The organism is Neobacillus niacini (assembly GCF_030817595.1).
Classification (GTDB): domain Bacteria; phylum Bacillota; class Bacilli; order Bacillales; family Cytobacillaceae; genus Neobacillus; species Neobacillus niacini_G.
Window position 1 is genome coordinate 5,325,142 of the sequence record NZ_JAUSZN010000001.1, and the last position, 16,151, is coordinate 5,341,292.

The 16,151-nt window shown below is 38.6% G+C and carries 17 protein-coding genes; 15 read left to right on the forward strand and 2 right to left on the reverse strand.

Annotated features, from left to right (window positions below):
• The first annotated feature begins 9 nt into the window (after positions 1-9).
• The 7 genes from QFZ31_RS25075 (at position 10) to QFZ31_RS25105 (ending at position 6,802) form a co-directional block, all read left to right on the forward strand.
• Positions 10-825: a glycosyltransferase gene (locus tag QFZ31_RS25075; protein WP_307308255.1), complete on the forward strand. Its 816-nt coding sequence runs from the start codon at positions 10-12 to the stop codon at positions 823-825.
• 36 nt (positions 826-861) lie between these two features.
• Positions 862-1,737: a glucose-1-phosphate thymidylyltransferase RfbA gene (gene rfbA / locus QFZ31_RS25080; RefSeq protein WP_307308258.1), complete on the forward strand. Its 876-nt coding sequence runs from the start codon at positions 862-864 to the stop codon at positions 1,735-1,737.
• Positions 1,738-1,747: 10 nt separating this feature from the next.
• Positions 1,748-2,308 carry a dTDP-4-dehydrorhamnose 3,5-epimerase gene (rfbC, locus tag QFZ31_RS25085; RefSeq protein ID WP_307308260.1) on the forward strand — a complete coding sequence of 187 codons (561 nt, stop codon included), beginning with the start codon at positions 1,748-1,750 and terminating at the stop codon, positions 2,306-2,308.
• Positions 2,309-2,319: 11 nt separating this feature from the next.
• Positions 2,320-3,342: a dTDP-glucose 4,6-dehydratase gene (gene rfbB / locus QFZ31_RS25090; protein ID WP_307308263.1), complete on the forward strand. Its 1,023-nt coding sequence runs from the start codon at positions 2,320-2,322 to the stop codon at positions 3,340-3,342.
• Positions 3,342-4,187, forward strand: a complete 846-nt coding sequence (gene rfbD, locus QFZ31_RS25095; protein WP_307308266.1) for a dTDP-4-dehydrorhamnose reductase — start codon at positions 3,342-3,344, stop codon at positions 4,185-4,187. Before rfbB ends, rfbD begins: the two co-directional genes overlap by 1 nt.
• Positions 4,188-4,541: 354 nt before the next feature.
• Positions 4,542-5,615 (forward strand): glycosyltransferase family 4 protein, encoded by a 1,074-nt coding sequence (locus tag QFZ31_RS25100; protein ID WP_307308269.1) that lies wholly within the window; start codon positions 4,542-4,544, stop codon positions 5,613-5,615.
• Between the two features lie 122 nt (positions 5,616-5,737).
• Positions 5,738-6,802: a glycosyltransferase family 4 protein gene (locus tag QFZ31_RS25105; protein WP_307308271.1), complete on the forward strand. Its 1,065-nt coding sequence runs from the start codon at positions 5,738-5,740 to the stop codon at positions 6,800-6,802.
• Between the two features lie 56 nt (positions 6,803-6,858).
• Here the strand turns inward: QFZ31_RS25105 and QFZ31_RS25110 are convergent, their stop codons facing one another.
• A complete protein-coding gene (locus QFZ31_RS25110) occupies positions 6,859-7,494 on the reverse strand; it encodes a YigZ family protein (protein ID WP_307308275.1) in 636 nt (211 codons plus the stop codon).
• A 260-nt stretch (positions 7,495-7,754) separates the two neighbouring features.
• On the opposite strand from QFZ31_RS25110, the gene QFZ31_RS25115 reads away from it, so the two are divergent.
• From QFZ31_RS25115 to QFZ31_RS25135, 5 genes are all read left to right on the forward strand, one after another.
• Positions 7,755-8,900: a sensor histidine kinase gene (locus tag QFZ31_RS25115; protein WP_179595183.1), complete on the forward strand. Its 1,146-nt coding sequence runs from the start codon at positions 7,755-7,757 to the stop codon at positions 8,898-8,900.
• A gap of 43 nt (positions 8,901-8,943) precedes the next feature.
• Positions 8,944-9,624, forward strand: a complete 681-nt coding sequence (locus tag QFZ31_RS25120) for a response regulator (RefSeq protein ID WP_179595460.1) — start codon at positions 8,944-8,946, stop codon at positions 9,622-9,624.
• Between the two features lie 103 nt (positions 9,625-9,727).
• A complete protein-coding gene (locus QFZ31_RS25125) occupies positions 9,728-10,567 on the forward strand; it encodes a DegV family protein (RefSeq protein WP_307308281.1) in 840 nt (279 codons plus the stop codon).
• Between the two features lie 152 nt (positions 10,568-10,719).
• Positions 10,720-12,207, forward strand: a complete 1,488-nt coding sequence (locus QFZ31_RS25130) for a DEAD/DEAH box helicase (protein WP_307308282.1) — start codon at positions 10,720-10,722, stop codon at positions 12,205-12,207.
• A complete protein-coding gene (locus QFZ31_RS25135) occupies positions 12,204-12,920 on the forward strand; it encodes a ComF family protein (protein ID WP_307308284.1) in 717 nt (238 codons plus the stop codon). The genes QFZ31_RS25130 and QFZ31_RS25135 overlap by 4 nt, the downstream gene beginning before the upstream one ends.
• A gap of 3 nt (positions 12,921-12,923) precedes the next feature.
• On the opposite strand, the gene QFZ31_RS25140 is transcribed toward QFZ31_RS25135, so the two are convergent.
• On the reverse strand, positions 12,924-13,427 hold the full coding sequence (locus tag QFZ31_RS25140; protein WP_307308287.1) for a spore coat protein: 504 nt from the start codon (positions 13,425-13,427) through the stop codon (positions 12,924-12,926).
• A 254-nt stretch (positions 13,428-13,681) separates the two neighbouring features.
• On the opposite strand from QFZ31_RS25140, the gene hpf reads away from it, so the two are divergent.
• The 3 genes from hpf to QFZ31_RS25155 all read left to right on the forward strand — a co-directional run bounded on the left by hpf (position 13,682) and on the right by QFZ31_RS25155 (position 16,020).
• Positions 13,682-14,230: a ribosome hibernation-promoting factor, HPF/YfiA family gene (gene hpf / locus QFZ31_RS25145; protein WP_307308290.1), complete on the forward strand. Its 549-nt coding sequence runs from the start codon at positions 13,682-13,684 to the stop codon at positions 14,228-14,230.
• A 130-nt stretch (positions 14,231-14,360) separates the two neighbouring features.
• A complete protein-coding gene (locus tag QFZ31_RS25150; RefSeq protein ID WP_307308293.1) occupies positions 14,361-15,203 on the forward strand; it encodes a DUF1028 domain-containing protein in 843 nt (280 codons plus the stop codon).
• Between the two features lie 415 nt (positions 15,204-15,618).
• Positions 15,619-16,020: a cbb3-type cytochrome c oxidase subunit I gene (locus tag QFZ31_RS25155; RefSeq protein ID WP_307308295.1), complete on the forward strand. Its 402-nt coding sequence runs from the start codon at positions 15,619-15,621 to the stop codon at positions 16,018-16,020.
• Positions 16,021-16,151: the final 131 nt, after the last annotated feature.

Genomic DNA, 16,151 nt, shown 5'->3' on the forward strand with positions numbered 1-16,151 from the left:
GATGAAACAATGAACTTCTCAGTTCTAATGTCGGTATATTTTAAAGAAAAACCGGAATTTTTAAAAGAATCAATTGAAAGTTTATTAAGGCAAACATTAAAGCCAAACGAAATCGTGATTGTTTTGGATGGTAAACTAACTGATGAATTATATGGTTTATTACAGGAATATAAAAATGCCCATCCTGACCTTTTTAAATATGTACAGCTCGAACAGAATATGGGGTTAGGAAAGGCTTTAGAGATAGGTATTAAAGAATGTAGTTATGATGTTATCGCTAGAATGGACAGTGATGATATATGTCATCCGGAGAGATTTGAAAAACAAATAAATTTTTTGGAAAATAACCCTGACGTTAAAGTCCTTGGTTCTTGGATTGGGGAATTTGAAGAAAGCCCTAATAAAATAGAATCAATCCGAAAGGTCCCCTCAAAATATGAGGAAATAAGAGAATATGCTAAAACACGATGTCCGGTAAATCACATGACCGTGGTTTATTGGAAGGAAGCCGTTTTGAAAGCAGGAAGCTATCAAACATTAATGTGGAATGAAGATTATTTTCTATGGGGAAGAATGTTGAATAGTAATATAAAATTTATGAATATACCAGAAGTCTTAGTATATGCACGTGCAGGCGCGGACATGTTTAATAGACGCGGCGGGTTAAAGTATTTCAATAAAGAGCTAGAACTCCAAAAAGAATTTTTGAAAATGAACTTTATTGACAAAGGTACTTTCTTAAGGAATGTTTTATTAAGAGGTTCTGTCAGAATTCTTCCCAACGCTTTGAGGGGTTTTATATATAAGAATATGCTTAGACGTTAATGATTTAACTTAATGAATAGTAAAGGAGAACTGAAAATGAAGGGAATAATATTAGCGGGTGGCAGCGGCACAAGGCTTTATCCTTTGACGAAAGTAGTATCCAAACAACTACTACCGGTTTATGATAAACCAATGATATATTATCCACTATCTGTTTTAATGTTAGCAGGAATTAAGGATATATTAATTATTTCTACACCTGAAGATATTGCGCGTTTTGAGCAAATTCTTGGTGACGGATCCGATTTAGGAATGAATTTTTCTTACAAAGTTCAGCCGCATCCAGGTGGATTAGCGCAAGCATTCCTAATTGGAGAAGAATTTATCGGAGATGACAATGTTGCTTTAGTTCTAGGAGACAACATCTTTTACGGTCATGGATTAACGGATCTATTAAGAAAAGCTGCTTCAAGAGAAACAGGTGCATCCGTATTTGGGTATTACGTAAATGACCCAGAGCGTTTCGGAGTGGTTGAATTTGATGAGGAAGGCATAGCAATTTCGATAGAAGAAAAGCCTTTAGTTCCTAAGTCAAACTATGCAGTAACAGGTTTGTATTTTTATGATAATCGAGTAGTGGAAATTGCGAAAAGCATCCAGCCTTCTCCACGTGGGGAACTTGAAATTACAGACATAAATAAAGCCTATCTTGATATGGGAGAACTAAATGTAGAATTGCTAGGCCGCGGCTTTGCTTGGTTAGATACTGGGACTCACGAGTCTTTATTAGAGGCATCCCAATTTATTGAAACAGTTGAAAAACGGCAGTCATTAAAAATTGCCTGTCTAGAAGAAATTGCATATAAAATGGGCTATATTACAAAAGATAAGTTATTAGAGTTAGCAGAGCCATTAATGAAGAATCAATATGGTCAATACTTAGTAAAAGTAGCAACTCAAGGATTGAAATGAGGTATAAAATATGAATGTGATTGAGACGAAACTTTCGGGTGTGAAAATTTTAGAACCAAAGGTTTTTGGTGACCATCGTGGTTACTTTATGGAAAGCTATAATAAAAATATTTTTGAAGAACTAGGATTAAATTTTGATTTTATTCAAGATAATCAATCCCTTTCAGCTCCAGTCGGGACGTTGCGCGGTTTGCATTTTCAGTTAAATCCTAAAGCACAGACAAAGGTTGTTCGTTGTGTAACCGGGGCAATTTATGATGTTGCCGTTGATATTAGAAGCGGTTCACCTACATATGGACAATGGGTTGGGGTAATTTTAAGTGAGCATAATAAGCGTCAGCTGCTCGTTCCAAAGGGTTTTGCCCATGGTTTCTGCACGTTGGTACCTGACACCACTGTTGCTTATAAAGTCGATGAATATTATTCGCCAGAGCATGATGGCGGTATTCTCTGGAATGATCCAGAATTAGGTATCGATTGGCCAACAACGAATCCAATTCTTTCTGAAAAAGATACAAAGCACCCAACATTGAGTGCTGCAACCCATCTAAATTTTGTGTTTGAGAAATAGGAGGCATTACAATGAAGTTATTAGTTACAGGCGGCGCTGGCTTTATTGGCAGCAATTTTGTCCGTTACATGGTAAATAAATACCCAAATTATCAAATTGTTAACCTTGATTTGTTAACGTATGCTGGAAATCTTGAAAACCTTAAGGACATTGAAAATGCTCCTAACTATAAATTTGTTCGTGGAGATATTGCTGACCGTGAATTTATTAATGGACTTTTTCATGAAGAGAAGTTTGATTATGTGCTGAACTTTGCTGCAGAATCACATGTTGACCGCAGTATCACAGATCCTGGTATTTTCGTTCAGACAAATATCCAAGGAACTTTGGCATTGCTTGATGCAGCAAAGACGTTTGGAGTGACAAAATACCTTCAGGTCTCAACAGATGAGGTCTATGGTACTTTGGGTGAGACAGGCTATTTCACGGAAGAGACACCATTAGCAGCAAATAGTCCATACAGTGCAAGTAAGGCTGGTGCTGACCTTCTTGTTCGTGCCTATCATGAAACCTTTGGTCTGCCTGTAAACATTACGCGCTGCTCCAATAATTATGGTCCGTTCCATTTCCCTGAAAAGCTTATTCCATTGATGATCATCAATGCTTTACATGATAAGGAACTTCCTATCTATGGAGATGGATTGAACATTCGCGATTGGCTTCACGTTGAGGACCATTGCCAGGCAATTGATCTTGTCCTTCACAAAGGACGTAATGGAGAAGTATACAATGTCGGCGGGAATAATGAACGTACAAACATTGAGATTGTTAAAACGATTCTAAAGCATCTAAATAAACCAGAGTCACTAATGAAGTTTGTTACAGATCGCCCTGGTCATGACCGTCGTTACGCGATTGACGCAACGAAGCTGCGTACTGAGCTTGGATGGTCTCCAAAGTATAATTTTGATACTGGTATCGAACAAACGATTAACTGGTATTTGAATAATCGTGAGTGGTGGGAAAATATTATCTCTGGTGAATATCAGGATTATGTAAAATCCCAGTATGGCGACAGATTAGAGGTAGAATAATGAAGGTTGTTGTAACAGGTGCAGCTGGTCAATTGGGGCAGGATGTTCTTTTTGAGTTGGAGCGTAAGAATCATCAAGCGTTCGGAGTCGACCGACAGCAATTAGATATTACTAATGAAGAGGACGTTCTAGCTTTTATAAGCAAAGTGAAACCAGACGTCATTCTTCACTGTGCGGCCTACACGAATGTCGATGCTGCAGAGGAGAACGAAGATGCTGCCTATCAAGTCAATGCAGCAGGTACAGAAAATTTAGCTAAAGCAGCGAAGCTGAATGGCTCTAAAGTGATGTATATTAGCACTGATTATGTATTTGATGGTACAGCCAATGAGCCATATGAGGTTGATGAGCCTACACAACCTCTAGGTGCTTATGGAAGAACGAAACTGGCTGGCGAACAGCTTTTACAAAAGCACCTTGATGAATTTTTTATTGTTCGTACAGCGTGGGTGTTTGGAGTATATGGAAATAATTTTGTGAAAACAATGATTCGCCTTGGCAAAGAGCGAGGAGAAGTCGGTGTCGTTCATGACCAGGTTGGTTCACCTACCTATACAGTCGATCTAGCCAAGTTTATGGTTGAATTAATGGAGACCGATAAGTATGGAATTTATCATGCTACGAATAGTGGTGTGTGTTCATGGTATGAATTTGCAGTTGAAATATTCAAGCAGGCTAATATGAATGTTACTGTGAATCCACTAACAAGCGACCAATTTCCACGCCCGGCTGCACGTCCGAAATATTCAGTCTTAAGCAAGAAAATGATTCAACAGCAGGGACTCCAACCTCTGCGCGACTGGAAAGAGGCACTTGCTGCCTATTTAGCAGAATCAAACGTCTAATGATTAAATTGTAAACCCCTTTCTAAAGAAAGGGGTTTTTTTTTTGTGAAAGAGGGAACATTCGTGTAACGTAATGAAACGGTTAATCGTCTATAAAGGTGGAAGATGATAAAATAAATGTTGTAATTTGTCATGCTTGTGACTTTTTTTAAAATGAAGAATCCGCTTCCAACCCTATTACAATGGTGTTATTGTGTTTTCAATTATATTTCATTCCTATTAAAACGTAGATAATTGTCGTATATCCTAGTTTATTTCTATAATGGACTATGCTATAATCCATTAGGATATCATAAAAAATAAATCAAACTATTAAAGTATAAAAATAGAGATACGTAAAACTTGGAGGGGCATATGCTTTATATTACTCTAGCTATCTGTTTTTTTGCGTCAATATTACTCACTCCGCTGGTAAAGAAACTAGCCTTTAAGATTGGAGCAACAGATAAACCAAATCAAAGAAAAGTTCATTCACGTATCATGCCTCGTTTGGGAGGATTAGCCATCTTTTTAAGCTTTTTGATTGGTATTCTAATCATTAATCCTTCTGATGAATTGTTGGGAGAATATCATCTATCAATCGTAATTGCAGGCTTTATTATTATCTTGACAGGAATGCTTGATGATGTGAAGGAAATATCTCCAAAAGTAAAACTAGCTGGACAAATTGCCGCTGCCGCTGTGGTAGTCATTTATGGTGGTTTGAAGGTGGAATTTATTAACCTTCCATTTGGTGGTATCATTGACTTTGGCTACTTAAGTATTCCATTAACGATGATCTGGATAATTGGGATTACCAATGCCATTAACCTTATTGATGGTTTGGACGGATTAGCTGGAGGTGTTTCCTCGATTGCCTTAGTTGCAATTGCTGGAATGTCATTTATAACAGGTACTCCTTATGTTGCAATCATGGCGTTAATAGTTGCTGCGAGTACAACTGGTTTCTTAATCTATAATTTTCATCCCGCGAAAATTTTTATGGGAGATACAGGGGCCCTATTCCTAGGCTATATCATTTCTGTATTGTCATTGCTAGGTTATAAAAATATTACGTTTGTTTCATTGATTATTCCAATAATTATTCTTGGTGTTCCGATTTCTGATACATTCTTTGCTATTATTCGCCGACTTGTAAACAAGCAGCCATTATCAGCACCTGATAAATCACATCTCCACCACTGCTTGTTGAAGTCAGGGTTTACTCATCGTCAAACTGTCTTGTTAATTTACTTTATGGCTGCCCTGTTCGGCTTAGCTGCCTTCATATTCTCACAAGCAACGGTTTGGGGTTCAATTATCGTGATCATAGCCCTGTTAATTACGATAGAGCTAGTGGTTGAGAGCATAGGACTCATTCGTGAGGATTATAAGCCACTTCTGAAATTTCTAAAAGGATTCAAACCAGTTAATGTTAAAAACAGATAATGGTTTATCGTGTAAAAAGTCTAAAACCCAGTTTTAGGCTTTTTGTTTTTTCCTGTGATTTACTAACATATAGTGTTTTTGAAATTAACTTTATGGACAAGATACTATCGAGGAGGTTCACTATGCTTTTTATAACCTTGATAGTATGTTTTACCATCTCAATTTTAATTACTCCATTGGTAAAGAAGTTAGCTTTTCTCATTGGCGCTACGGACAAACCAAATCGCCGAAAGGTTCATCAGTCAACAATGCCCCGTTTAGGTGGGTTAGCGATTTTTATCAGTTTTCTCATTGGTATGCTCCTTTTACAACCTGAAAACCCTGCTTCAACGGCAATCCTAATCGGCTGCATCATTATTGTTTTTACGGGTATTTGTGATGATTTATTTGAGCTTCCTGCTAAGTACAAGCTGATAGGACAGTTAGCTGCTGCCTCTACAGTTGTTTTCTTAGGTGATCTTCAAGTGCTCTTTATCAATTTGCCGTTTGGCGGACAGCTTGAATTTGGTTATTTAAGTATTCCCTTTACGATTATTTGGATCGTTGGGATTACGAATGCGATTAATTTAATCGACGGCCTAGACGGGCTTGCAGCTGGTGTATCCTCGATAGCCTTGGTCACGATCTCCGGAATGGCACTTCTTCAAGGCAGCTTATATGTGGCTATTGTTGGGGCAATTGTATTAATTAGTACACTTGGGTTTCTTTTTTACAACTTCCATCCAGCCAGTATTTTTATGGGTGACACCGGAGCGTTATTTTTAGGGTTTGTTATTTCTGTACTTTCTTTGCTTGGATATAAAAACGTTACATTTATTTCCTTTATCATCCCGGTTATTATACTCGGCGTGCCGATTTCGGATACATTCTTTGCAATTTTGCGCAGGATTATTAATAATCAACCTTTATCTGCTCCTGACAAATCACACTTGCATCATTGCCTATTAAGGCTTGGTTATTCCCATAGGCAAACGGTGTTACTTATCTATGCTATGGCTGCCTTCTTTGGTCTAGTGGCTGTTATATTTTCTCATGCGAGAATTGGCGTCTCAATCTTCTTAATCTGCCTGCTAATTTTATTAATGGAATTTATTGCTGAAAAAATTGGTTTGGTTGGGAGTAACTACCGACCATTACTAAAAATATTGCGGATGTTTGGAATTACTACAGCCAAAGACCGATCATAAAAAAGGGACTGACTCAAAATGGCACAAACTGTGGCATTTGAGTCAGTCCCTTTTTTCTAGAGTAAAACTTCCAAGTAATCCGTTTCCCCTTTTTTAAGGTCTGCTTGTCCGTTTGTAAGTTCAGTTAACCAATCAACAAACACACTCACTTGGTCCTCATTTACGTATACTTCCACTTCAACAATATCCAGATAATGAATTTCCTTAATAATGTATTCAGACTCCCGAAGTTCTTTTTCAACCTTCCCAAGCCACGTATAGTCAATCTTTACGTGAATAACTTGAACAAGTCTTCTTTCAACAATACCTGTTGTTTGTAAACCTTCAGATGTTGCTTTCCCATAGGCCCGAATCAGTCCGCCTGCCCCTAACTTAATCCCTCCAAAGTAGCGGGTAATGACGACCACTGTATCTTTTAGTTTCTTTTTTTTCAATACTTCAAGAATTGGTACGCCGGCAGTACCACTGGGTTCACCGTCATCATTCGCTTTTTGAATTTGGTCATTTTCACCTATTAAATATGCTGAACAATTATGATTAGCGTCCCAATATTTTTTCTTTAGAGTTTGGATAAATTCTTGAGCTTCCCCTTCATTTTCTGCTCTTTTAATATGGGCAATAAAACGCGACTTTTGAATGATAATTTCATGTTCAGATACTTCCTGCCTAACCGTAAAATACCGAGATAGCATGGTACTCTTCCTCCATAATCTTTTAAAATAATATAAAATAAACACCGGTGTAATATAACTTTAATATAGAAATAACTTTCCCGTGTTATAATAAATAATGTTCAAATAGTGAAAATCCACTTTCTTAAAATAGTAGTTTTGTTAATATACATTATACTACTTAGGCACTATACAGTTGGGAAATTTTTTGGTTTAATGCTTAGAGATAGTAAAAACTTACAATTCGCGTTAAACTAGAAAAAAGGTCTCTGGAGGAGAGCATGGCGAAAATTCAGAAGATTAATGTGAAATCGATTGATGAAATACGTAAAGAGATGATTGAAACGGTCACGAGCAGTAAAAGTGATATCTTTCAAATAAGTGAGCAATGCCGAAAAGACTATGAAGATATGACATCTGAATTACGCACCATTAAAGAAATGATGGTGAAATTGAATGCCGAAGAGGAACGCTTAGAAGAACTAGTACTCAAGGCTAGATTAACTTTATCAGAGCTTAGTATGAATTTTAAAGCATACACTGAAGCTGAGGTCAGGGAATCCTATGAAAAAGCACATCAGCTCCAAATGGACCTTTCAATCAATTGGCAATATAAAAAACAACTATTGGATAAACGAGCGGACCTCGAACGGAGGCTGCTGGGGCTGGATGAAACGATTGATCGTGCAGACCAGTTAATTTCGCAAATCTCAGTGGTCATGAATTATCTCATGAGTGACTTAAAACTTATGGGTGAAGAATTACAGAATGCAAAAGCAAAACAGGACTTTGGCTTGAAGATTATCGAAGCCCAAGAAGAAGAGCGAAAGCGACTGTCTAGAGATATTCATGATGGTCCTGCGCAAATGCTAGCTAATGTTATTATGAGATCTGATTTGGTTGACCGTGTTTATCGAGAGCAAGGGCCAGAGGAAGCATTTAAAGAGATTGGAAGCTTCAAAAAAATGGTTCGAGCTGCCCTATATGAGGTTAGAAGAATTATCTATGATCTTCGACCGATGGCGCTTGATGATTTAGGCCTAGTGCCTACCCTCAGAAAATACTTACAAACGATCGAAGAATATCATAACAAGTCTAAAATTGAGTTTATTCCCGTTGGTATAGAACGCAGGCTTCCTCCTAAATATGAAGTGGGTCTTTTCCGATTGATTCAAGAATCGGTGCAAAATGCATTAAAGCATGCCAATGCTTGTGAAATAAAAGTCAGACTGGAAATGACCAAGAATGAATTAACGGTTCTAATTAAAGATAATGGCTCTGGGTTTGATACCAATCAAAAAAAGCCTGAGTCCTTTGGAATTATAGGAATGAGAGAACGAGTAGAACTTCTTGAAGGAAATATTACGTTTGAATCAAAAATAGGAAAAGGAACAGCCGTTTTTATTGTCGTTCCATTACCGTCTTAAACTAAAAGTATGCAATACATTGGAGCAGGAGGGGAAATAAATGATGACGAAGATTGCGATTATCGATGACCATCAGCTATTTAGAGAAGGGGTTAAACGAATACTAGAATTTGAAAAAGCATTCCAGGTTGTTGCCGAAGGTGATGACGGAAGTGATGCGATAACGATTGTAAATGCTTATAATCCTGATGTAGTGATTATGGATATAAATATGCCAAACGTGAATGGAATTGAAGCTACACGTGAGCTTTCTGAAAAATTTCCTGACACCAAAATTATTATCTTATCGATTCATGATGATGAGAATTATGTGACTCATGCACTGCAAACCGGGGCAAGAGGGTACTTACTAAAGGAAATGGATGCCGACGCTCTAATTGAGGCGGTCAAGGTTGTAGCTGAAGGCGGCTGCTACTTACATCCAAAGGTAACTCATAATTTAGTAAATGAATATCGCAAGCTGACTGCAGGACGTTCTGGCGGCGGTGCCTTTGTTCAAACGCTTGAATTAAGACGCCCGCTTCACCTGTTAACACGCCGCGAATGTGAAGTACTGCAAATGCTGGCTGATGGTAAGAGTAACCGTGGAATTGGGGAAGCTTTATTTATCAGTGAAAAAACGGTAAAAAACCATGTAAGTAATATTTTACAAAAAATGAACGTTAACGATCGTACACAAGCTGTTGTAGTAGCGATTAAAAACGGCTGGGTTGAGGTTCGATAATTTTTATAGGGAGGGCACGCTCTAGAAATGGGCGTGCCCTCTGTTTTTTTCATTGTTTTTTAGATAGAATAGAACAAAACATATATTTAAGGATGGTTTCATTATGAAAACGGCAGTTGTTACGGATAGTACCGCTTACATACCCAAAGAATTACGCGATAAATGGAATATTCACATGATCCCGTTAAATGTTATCTTCGCTAGCGAGGTATATCAGGAAGAAGTGGATATTACAGCAGAACAATTTTATCAAGAAGTGAAGGTGAAAGATCTTCCAACCACCTCACAGCCTCCAATCGGACAGTTTGTCGAGTTGTTTGAGCGATTAGCTAAAGAATATGACGCTGTCATCAGTATCCACCTTTCCAGTGGGATTAGCGGGACTTTTGCTGGAGCTGTAACAGCAAGTACAATGGTGGAACATATTAAGGTGTATCCCTTCGATTCGGAGATAAGTTGTATGCCACAGGGATTATATGCGATTGAAGCTGCAAAAATGGCTTTAAATGGTGAAGACAGCGATAAAATCATGTCCCGTCTTGAGGAATTGAAAAAAACAGCACGTGCCTATTTTATGGCGGACGACCTGTCCCATTTACAGCGTGGTGGACGCCTTTCTAGTGCACAGGCGATTATCGGCAGTCTGCTTCAAGTAAAACCCCTTCTTCACTTTGAAGATAAGGTCATCGTCCCATTTGAGAAAATCCGCACCCGGAAAAAAGCAATGAAACGTATCGTTGATCTGTTAGGAGAAGATGCTGCCAGCGGTGAGCACTACCAAGCCGCGGTTATCCATGCTAACCGTGAAGAAGAAGCGCAAGAATGGAAGTTAGAGCTCGAAGCATTGTATCCAAACGTTGAATTCATGGTAAGCTACTTTGGCCCTGTGATTGGAACTCACTTAGGAGAAGGTGCCATGGGCCTTGGCTGGATGAAAAAATAGTTTTTATGGAGAAGCTAGGCTAAGATCAGCCTGGCTTTTCACCTATGCTCTGGATAATTTCCTACTATTATTCGACAAGGGCAGGTAATTTGATACGCCTTGTTGAATTTTTTAAAGTGTAAGTCAAAAAGAATAAAGAAAGGGTGCTTTTCGTGCGTTTTCTTGTAAAAGACAATTTATTAGTTCCCTTAAGAGATAGTGAAAACTCACTTCCCATCTCACAAATCCCAACCATTCCACAGCCTCCTTTAACCCCTGCATTTCCCTACAATCTTAAGCTACAGCTGCTTCTCACAGGCAAACAACTCCTGATGGATGACGTCCCTTTCCCTCTTGAAGAAATACAAAAACATTATGAAAATGGCTATATTACTTATCGTAAAGGGATTGATTATAGAAGAAATCACCCCATTTGTTCTCGTTGTGGTAACATGGCAGAGAATTGGTTTGCAAGGTTTCCATGTGCCAGATGCGGAGAAATATGCTTATACTGTCGTAAGTGCTTGATGATGGGGCGAATTAGTGCATGTACCCCTTTACTTGGCTGGAACGGTCCAGCTCCAAATCACCATTTGCCTGAAAATATTCTTGGGTGGAAAGGCCAGTTATCGGTTGGTCAGCAAACGGCATCGAATAGAGTAGTAGAGACAGTGAGGAACATGACAGAACTGCTTGTGTGGGCTGTTTGTGGTGCTGGAAAAACCGAGGTTCTTTTTGCTGGAATAGAATCTGCCCTCAGAGCCAAAAGAAGAGTGTGTATTGCCACGCCACGAACAGATGTAGTCCTAGAGCTTACACCGCGGCTGAAAACAGCCTTTCCTGACATTAGTGTTGCTTCTCTATATGGCGGAAGTGAGGACCGCCACCTTTATGCCCCGCTTACAATTGCCACTACCCATCAGCTGCTACGGTTTCACCACGCCTTTGATACGATTATTTTGGATGAAGTCGATGCGTTTCCGTATACAGCGGAGGAATCTCTCCAGTATGCTGCAGTTCATGCCCGGAAGCCAATATCAGCCATGATTTACCTAACTGCCACACCCAATGAAAAATGGCAAAGAGAGTGCCGAACAGGAAAAAGAGCCTTTACCACGATCCCAGCCAGATTCCACCGTCATCCTCTTCCCATTCCTTCCTTCACATGGTGTGGCAATTGGCAAAAACAATTAAAAAAAGAGAAGCTGCCTGCAAATGTTCTAAACTGGATAAAAGAACGGCTTGAAAATAATAAGCAGGCTTTATTGTTTTTTCCGCATATCCTCTTAATGGAAAAAGCCCTCCCGATCCTCCGAAAATTAGCTCCTGAGATTGAGTCTGTCCATGCCGAGGATCCAGACCGTAAAAATAAGGTTCAAAAAATGCGAAATAAGGAGATTCCTTTATTACTAACCACCACGATTTTAGAACGTGGTGTAACATTTCCCAACATCGATGTAGCCGTTGTTGGTGCGGAGGATGACATATTTACTGAAAGCGCACTTGTTCAAATTGCCGGCAGGGCAGGAAGGAGTAAGGAGTTCCCTAATGGAGTAGTTACATTTTTTCATTATGGAAAAACGGAAGCAATGCAAAAGGCACAAAAACAAATTACTGCAATGAATCGTGAAGGAGTGAGAAAGGGGCTAATTGACGGATGAATTTATTCTCTCAAGCTCAATGTCTAATATGCCATGAAATCATCCAGCCTAAAATAGGGTGGAAAGCCATTTTTTCAGAAGAAAAAGGGATGAATCTCTGTCCAACTTGTGAGGGGAAATTTCACTTAATTAAAGGAGAACAATGCAGGGTATGTAGCCGCCCGTTTCAATTCTTAGATGAAAAGTTTCGCCATGGTGAGCTGTGCCATGACTGTAAACGCTGGGAGGAGGATGAAGATTGGAAGGGTTATCTTGATTCTAATCACTCCATATATCTGTATAACGATTTTTTTAAGGAAGTAATGGCTACATTTAAATATCGTGGTGATTATATATTGGCGATAATTTTTGCTGAAAAAATAAAGGATCTAATTAGCCAGCTACAGCCGGATTTACTTGTACCAATTCCTTTAAGTAGTGAGCGTCTGTATGAGCGGGGATTTAATCAGGCAGAAGCGCTGTTGAATGAGTCAGGTTTAACCCCCACAATGCCGCTAACCCGTATACATTCAGAAAAACAATCGAAAAAATCACGATTGGAACGAATTCATATTCCACAGGTTTTTGAAGTCGAACGTCAAACTGAAGTAATAGGAAAAAGTATTCTGCTGATTGATGATATTTATACCACTGGTTCAACACTTAGGCATGCTGCAAAGCTGTTAAAAAAATCGGGAGCGAAAGGTATCCAATCCCTCACGCTCGCACGTTGAACATTATTTATACTTCATCCTTATGGCTTTTTGGGCATTTTCGATATCAAGTCCAAGCAGGCGGCCTAAGTCATATGAAGGATAAAGGCCATGTTTATACATGTAATTAAAAATTCGTTCATGTCCTTTAATACCCGCGTTTAATTGCTTCGTTAACACATTTCGTAAAGCTGGAGTCGCCGTTTCCGTAATTGCCACAGACAAATTTCGGACTAAGGCTTTGGAAAGACTTAGAAGGTCACCGGCATAGAAACCAACATCCTCACGAAAGTCATCTTCGTCATCCCTGCCTTGGTAACCAGGAGCGGAAGGATAAAACTTTAATAGCTCACCAAGGTTATGTTCAAGCTCATGGATGCATTTATTATAGATTTCCTTAAGCTCTTGGTCAGGAACCTTTCTATACATTAATTTTAACTTCATTAAGCCCACAGATTGAAATGCTACCAGTTCATGGAGTTCTAATGTTTCATGCCATGCGAGTGTCTTTCTTTCTTGTTGTTCCATGCATACTCTCCTCCAGTCATTATTCATCTCAGTACTTTATTCCTAAGACATAAAGGTGGTAAATTGTCCCTGATAATAATAGACTAAAGATGTAGGATCCTTTAAAAAGCTTCTACCGATATCTTGGTTTGGTTGTCACTATTTTCCCTGCGTTTTTGTCAAAATTTCGACAAAACTTTAATTCTGATTTAGCAGGATTATCAAAGGGCAAAATAGAAATGTAATACATAGGAATATAAAGGAGGAGTCCACAAATGAATTATAACGTTCGTGGTGAAAACATTGAGGTAACTCCAGCAATTAGAGATTACGTTGAAAAGAAAATTTCTAAATTGGAAAGGTATTTCACAGAAGCACCTGAAGCTAAGGTAAATGTGAATCTAAGATTCAATCAAGATAAAAGTTCCAAAGTAGAGGTTACCATCCCGCTTCCAAATTTGGTTCTTCGAGCAGAAGAAACAAATATTGATATGTATGCCGGCATTGACTTGATCTCAGACAAATTAGAGCGCCAAATTCGCAAGCATAAAACAAAGGTTAATCGTAAATTCCGAGAAAAAGGTGATTTCCCGGTTACATTTGCAACTTCTGAAAACACTGAAACTGTAGATCACGATGAAGAGGACTTAGAACTTGTTCGTACCAAGCGCTTTGATCTGAAGCCAATGGACAGTGAAGAAGCAATTCTTCAAATGAATCTATTAGGACACAGCTTCTATGTATTCAACAATTCTGAGACTAATCGTACAAACGTAGTTTATAAGCGTAAAGATGGCCGTTATGGCTTAATCGAAACACATTAATTAGAAACATGACGCAGTTCCGAGCCATTGGAACTGCGTTTTTCTTGATGTCCTATTATTCTAATATATGAACTGTTCACAATCTCGCGGGATTACGATCAAGATCAATTTTCACAGGAGGCTTTTATTAATGACATTTTCAATCGTAGGGTATGATCCAATCGAAAAAGAATGGGGAATTGCCGTTCAATCAAAATTTTTAGGAGTAGGTGCTGTGGTACCTTGGGCAAAGGCTGGTGCTGGGGCAGTAGCGACTCAATCATATGCCAACACAGCTTATGGTCCAAAAGCACTCGAATTAATGGAGCAGGGGAAGTCAGCACAGGAAACCCTTGAACTACTATTAGCTGAAGACCCTGAAAAAGAAATGCGCCAGGTTGGGCTCATTGATGCTTCAGGCAACCCAGCGACTTTTACAGGAAAAGAGTGTTACGATTGGGCAGGCGGGGTGACAGGCACCCACTTTGCTGCGCAAGGGAATATTTTAGTGGATGAAAAAACGGTACAAGCGATGGCACAAGTATTTACGGAAATCGAAGGACCACTTGCAGACAGACTATTGGCTGCATTAGATGCCGGGCAGGAAGCTGGCGGCGATAGCAGAGGAAAGCAGTCTGCTGCTCTGTATATCGTGAAAGATAAAGGCGGGTATGGTGGTTTTAATGACCGCTATATTGATTTAAGGGTTGATGATCATCCAGACCCAATTAAAGAATTAATCCGAATTTATCAGCTGCAGCAATTGTATTTTGCACCATCAAAGCCTGAGCGAATCGCTGCGATTGAAGGAGAAATCAAAGACCAGTTAATTCACCATTTAAAAAGGTTATCCTACCTTAGCGATGAACCAAAAAGCAATGATGACATTTTCAGGGCCCTAACAGCTTATATTCATACAGAAAACTTTGAAATGAGAGAACAGAGTTCAGGGTATATTGACCTGGAGGTTCTTGAATTTATGAAAAAATCATAATACTTTTTCCTCCTAATACCCATTAGGAGGTTTTTTATTTTGGCTCTGTTAATATTTATTGTTGATTTTCGTGAAGGGTTGGGAATTCATAGGCGGAGAATTTCCGGCTATTGTATATTGAGGAACCTAAGAAGCAGATATAAGCGGAGATATTCCGGTTAACAGCCTTAAAATAAGACAAAATCCAAGGATTTGGATTCAATAAGCGGAAAAACTCCGCTTATATTTAAGGAAATATGGGTATTTCCCAATTTAAACGGAAATTCTCCGCTTATTTTCCAAACACAAAAAAATCAACATTTAATTTTAACAGAGTCTTTATTTTAATAACACTATTTATATAATGGTAATATTGTTATTTTATTGAAATATAGTATAATAGTTCTAGATTTTAATCGAAGGAGGTAGGTATTAAGTGGGGAAAGCATATTTAAAGGTGGCAACTGTTTATTTTACGATTGGGGTTTTGGCTGGGCTGACTATGGGAATTATCCATGATTTCCGTTTTACATCTGTTCACGCGCATGTAAATTTACTAGGCTGGGTATCCATGGCATTATTCGGACTTATTTATCACTTTTATCCAAATGCTGCAAATTCAAAGCTTGCTAAAACACAATTCTGGTTACACAATATTGGGGTTCCGGTCATGCTCGGAGGAATCGCACTCCAAGTATTAGGTGTTTCTGCCGCTCTTGCACCAACCATTATTGGATCATTAGCAGTGGTGATTGGTGTTATATTATTTATGGTCAATGTTTTTAAATATGTTGGAAAAGACTCAAAGTACAATTCTGATAAAAATGTATCGCTATAAAATACAACTTGCACACATGAATAGACATCATGTGTGTCTTTTTATATATTCTATTCATTCAAATAAAGAGTCCCGATAAAAAAATAGTAGGTATATTCGATACTAATCTGTCAAAAATGGTACTATTTAAT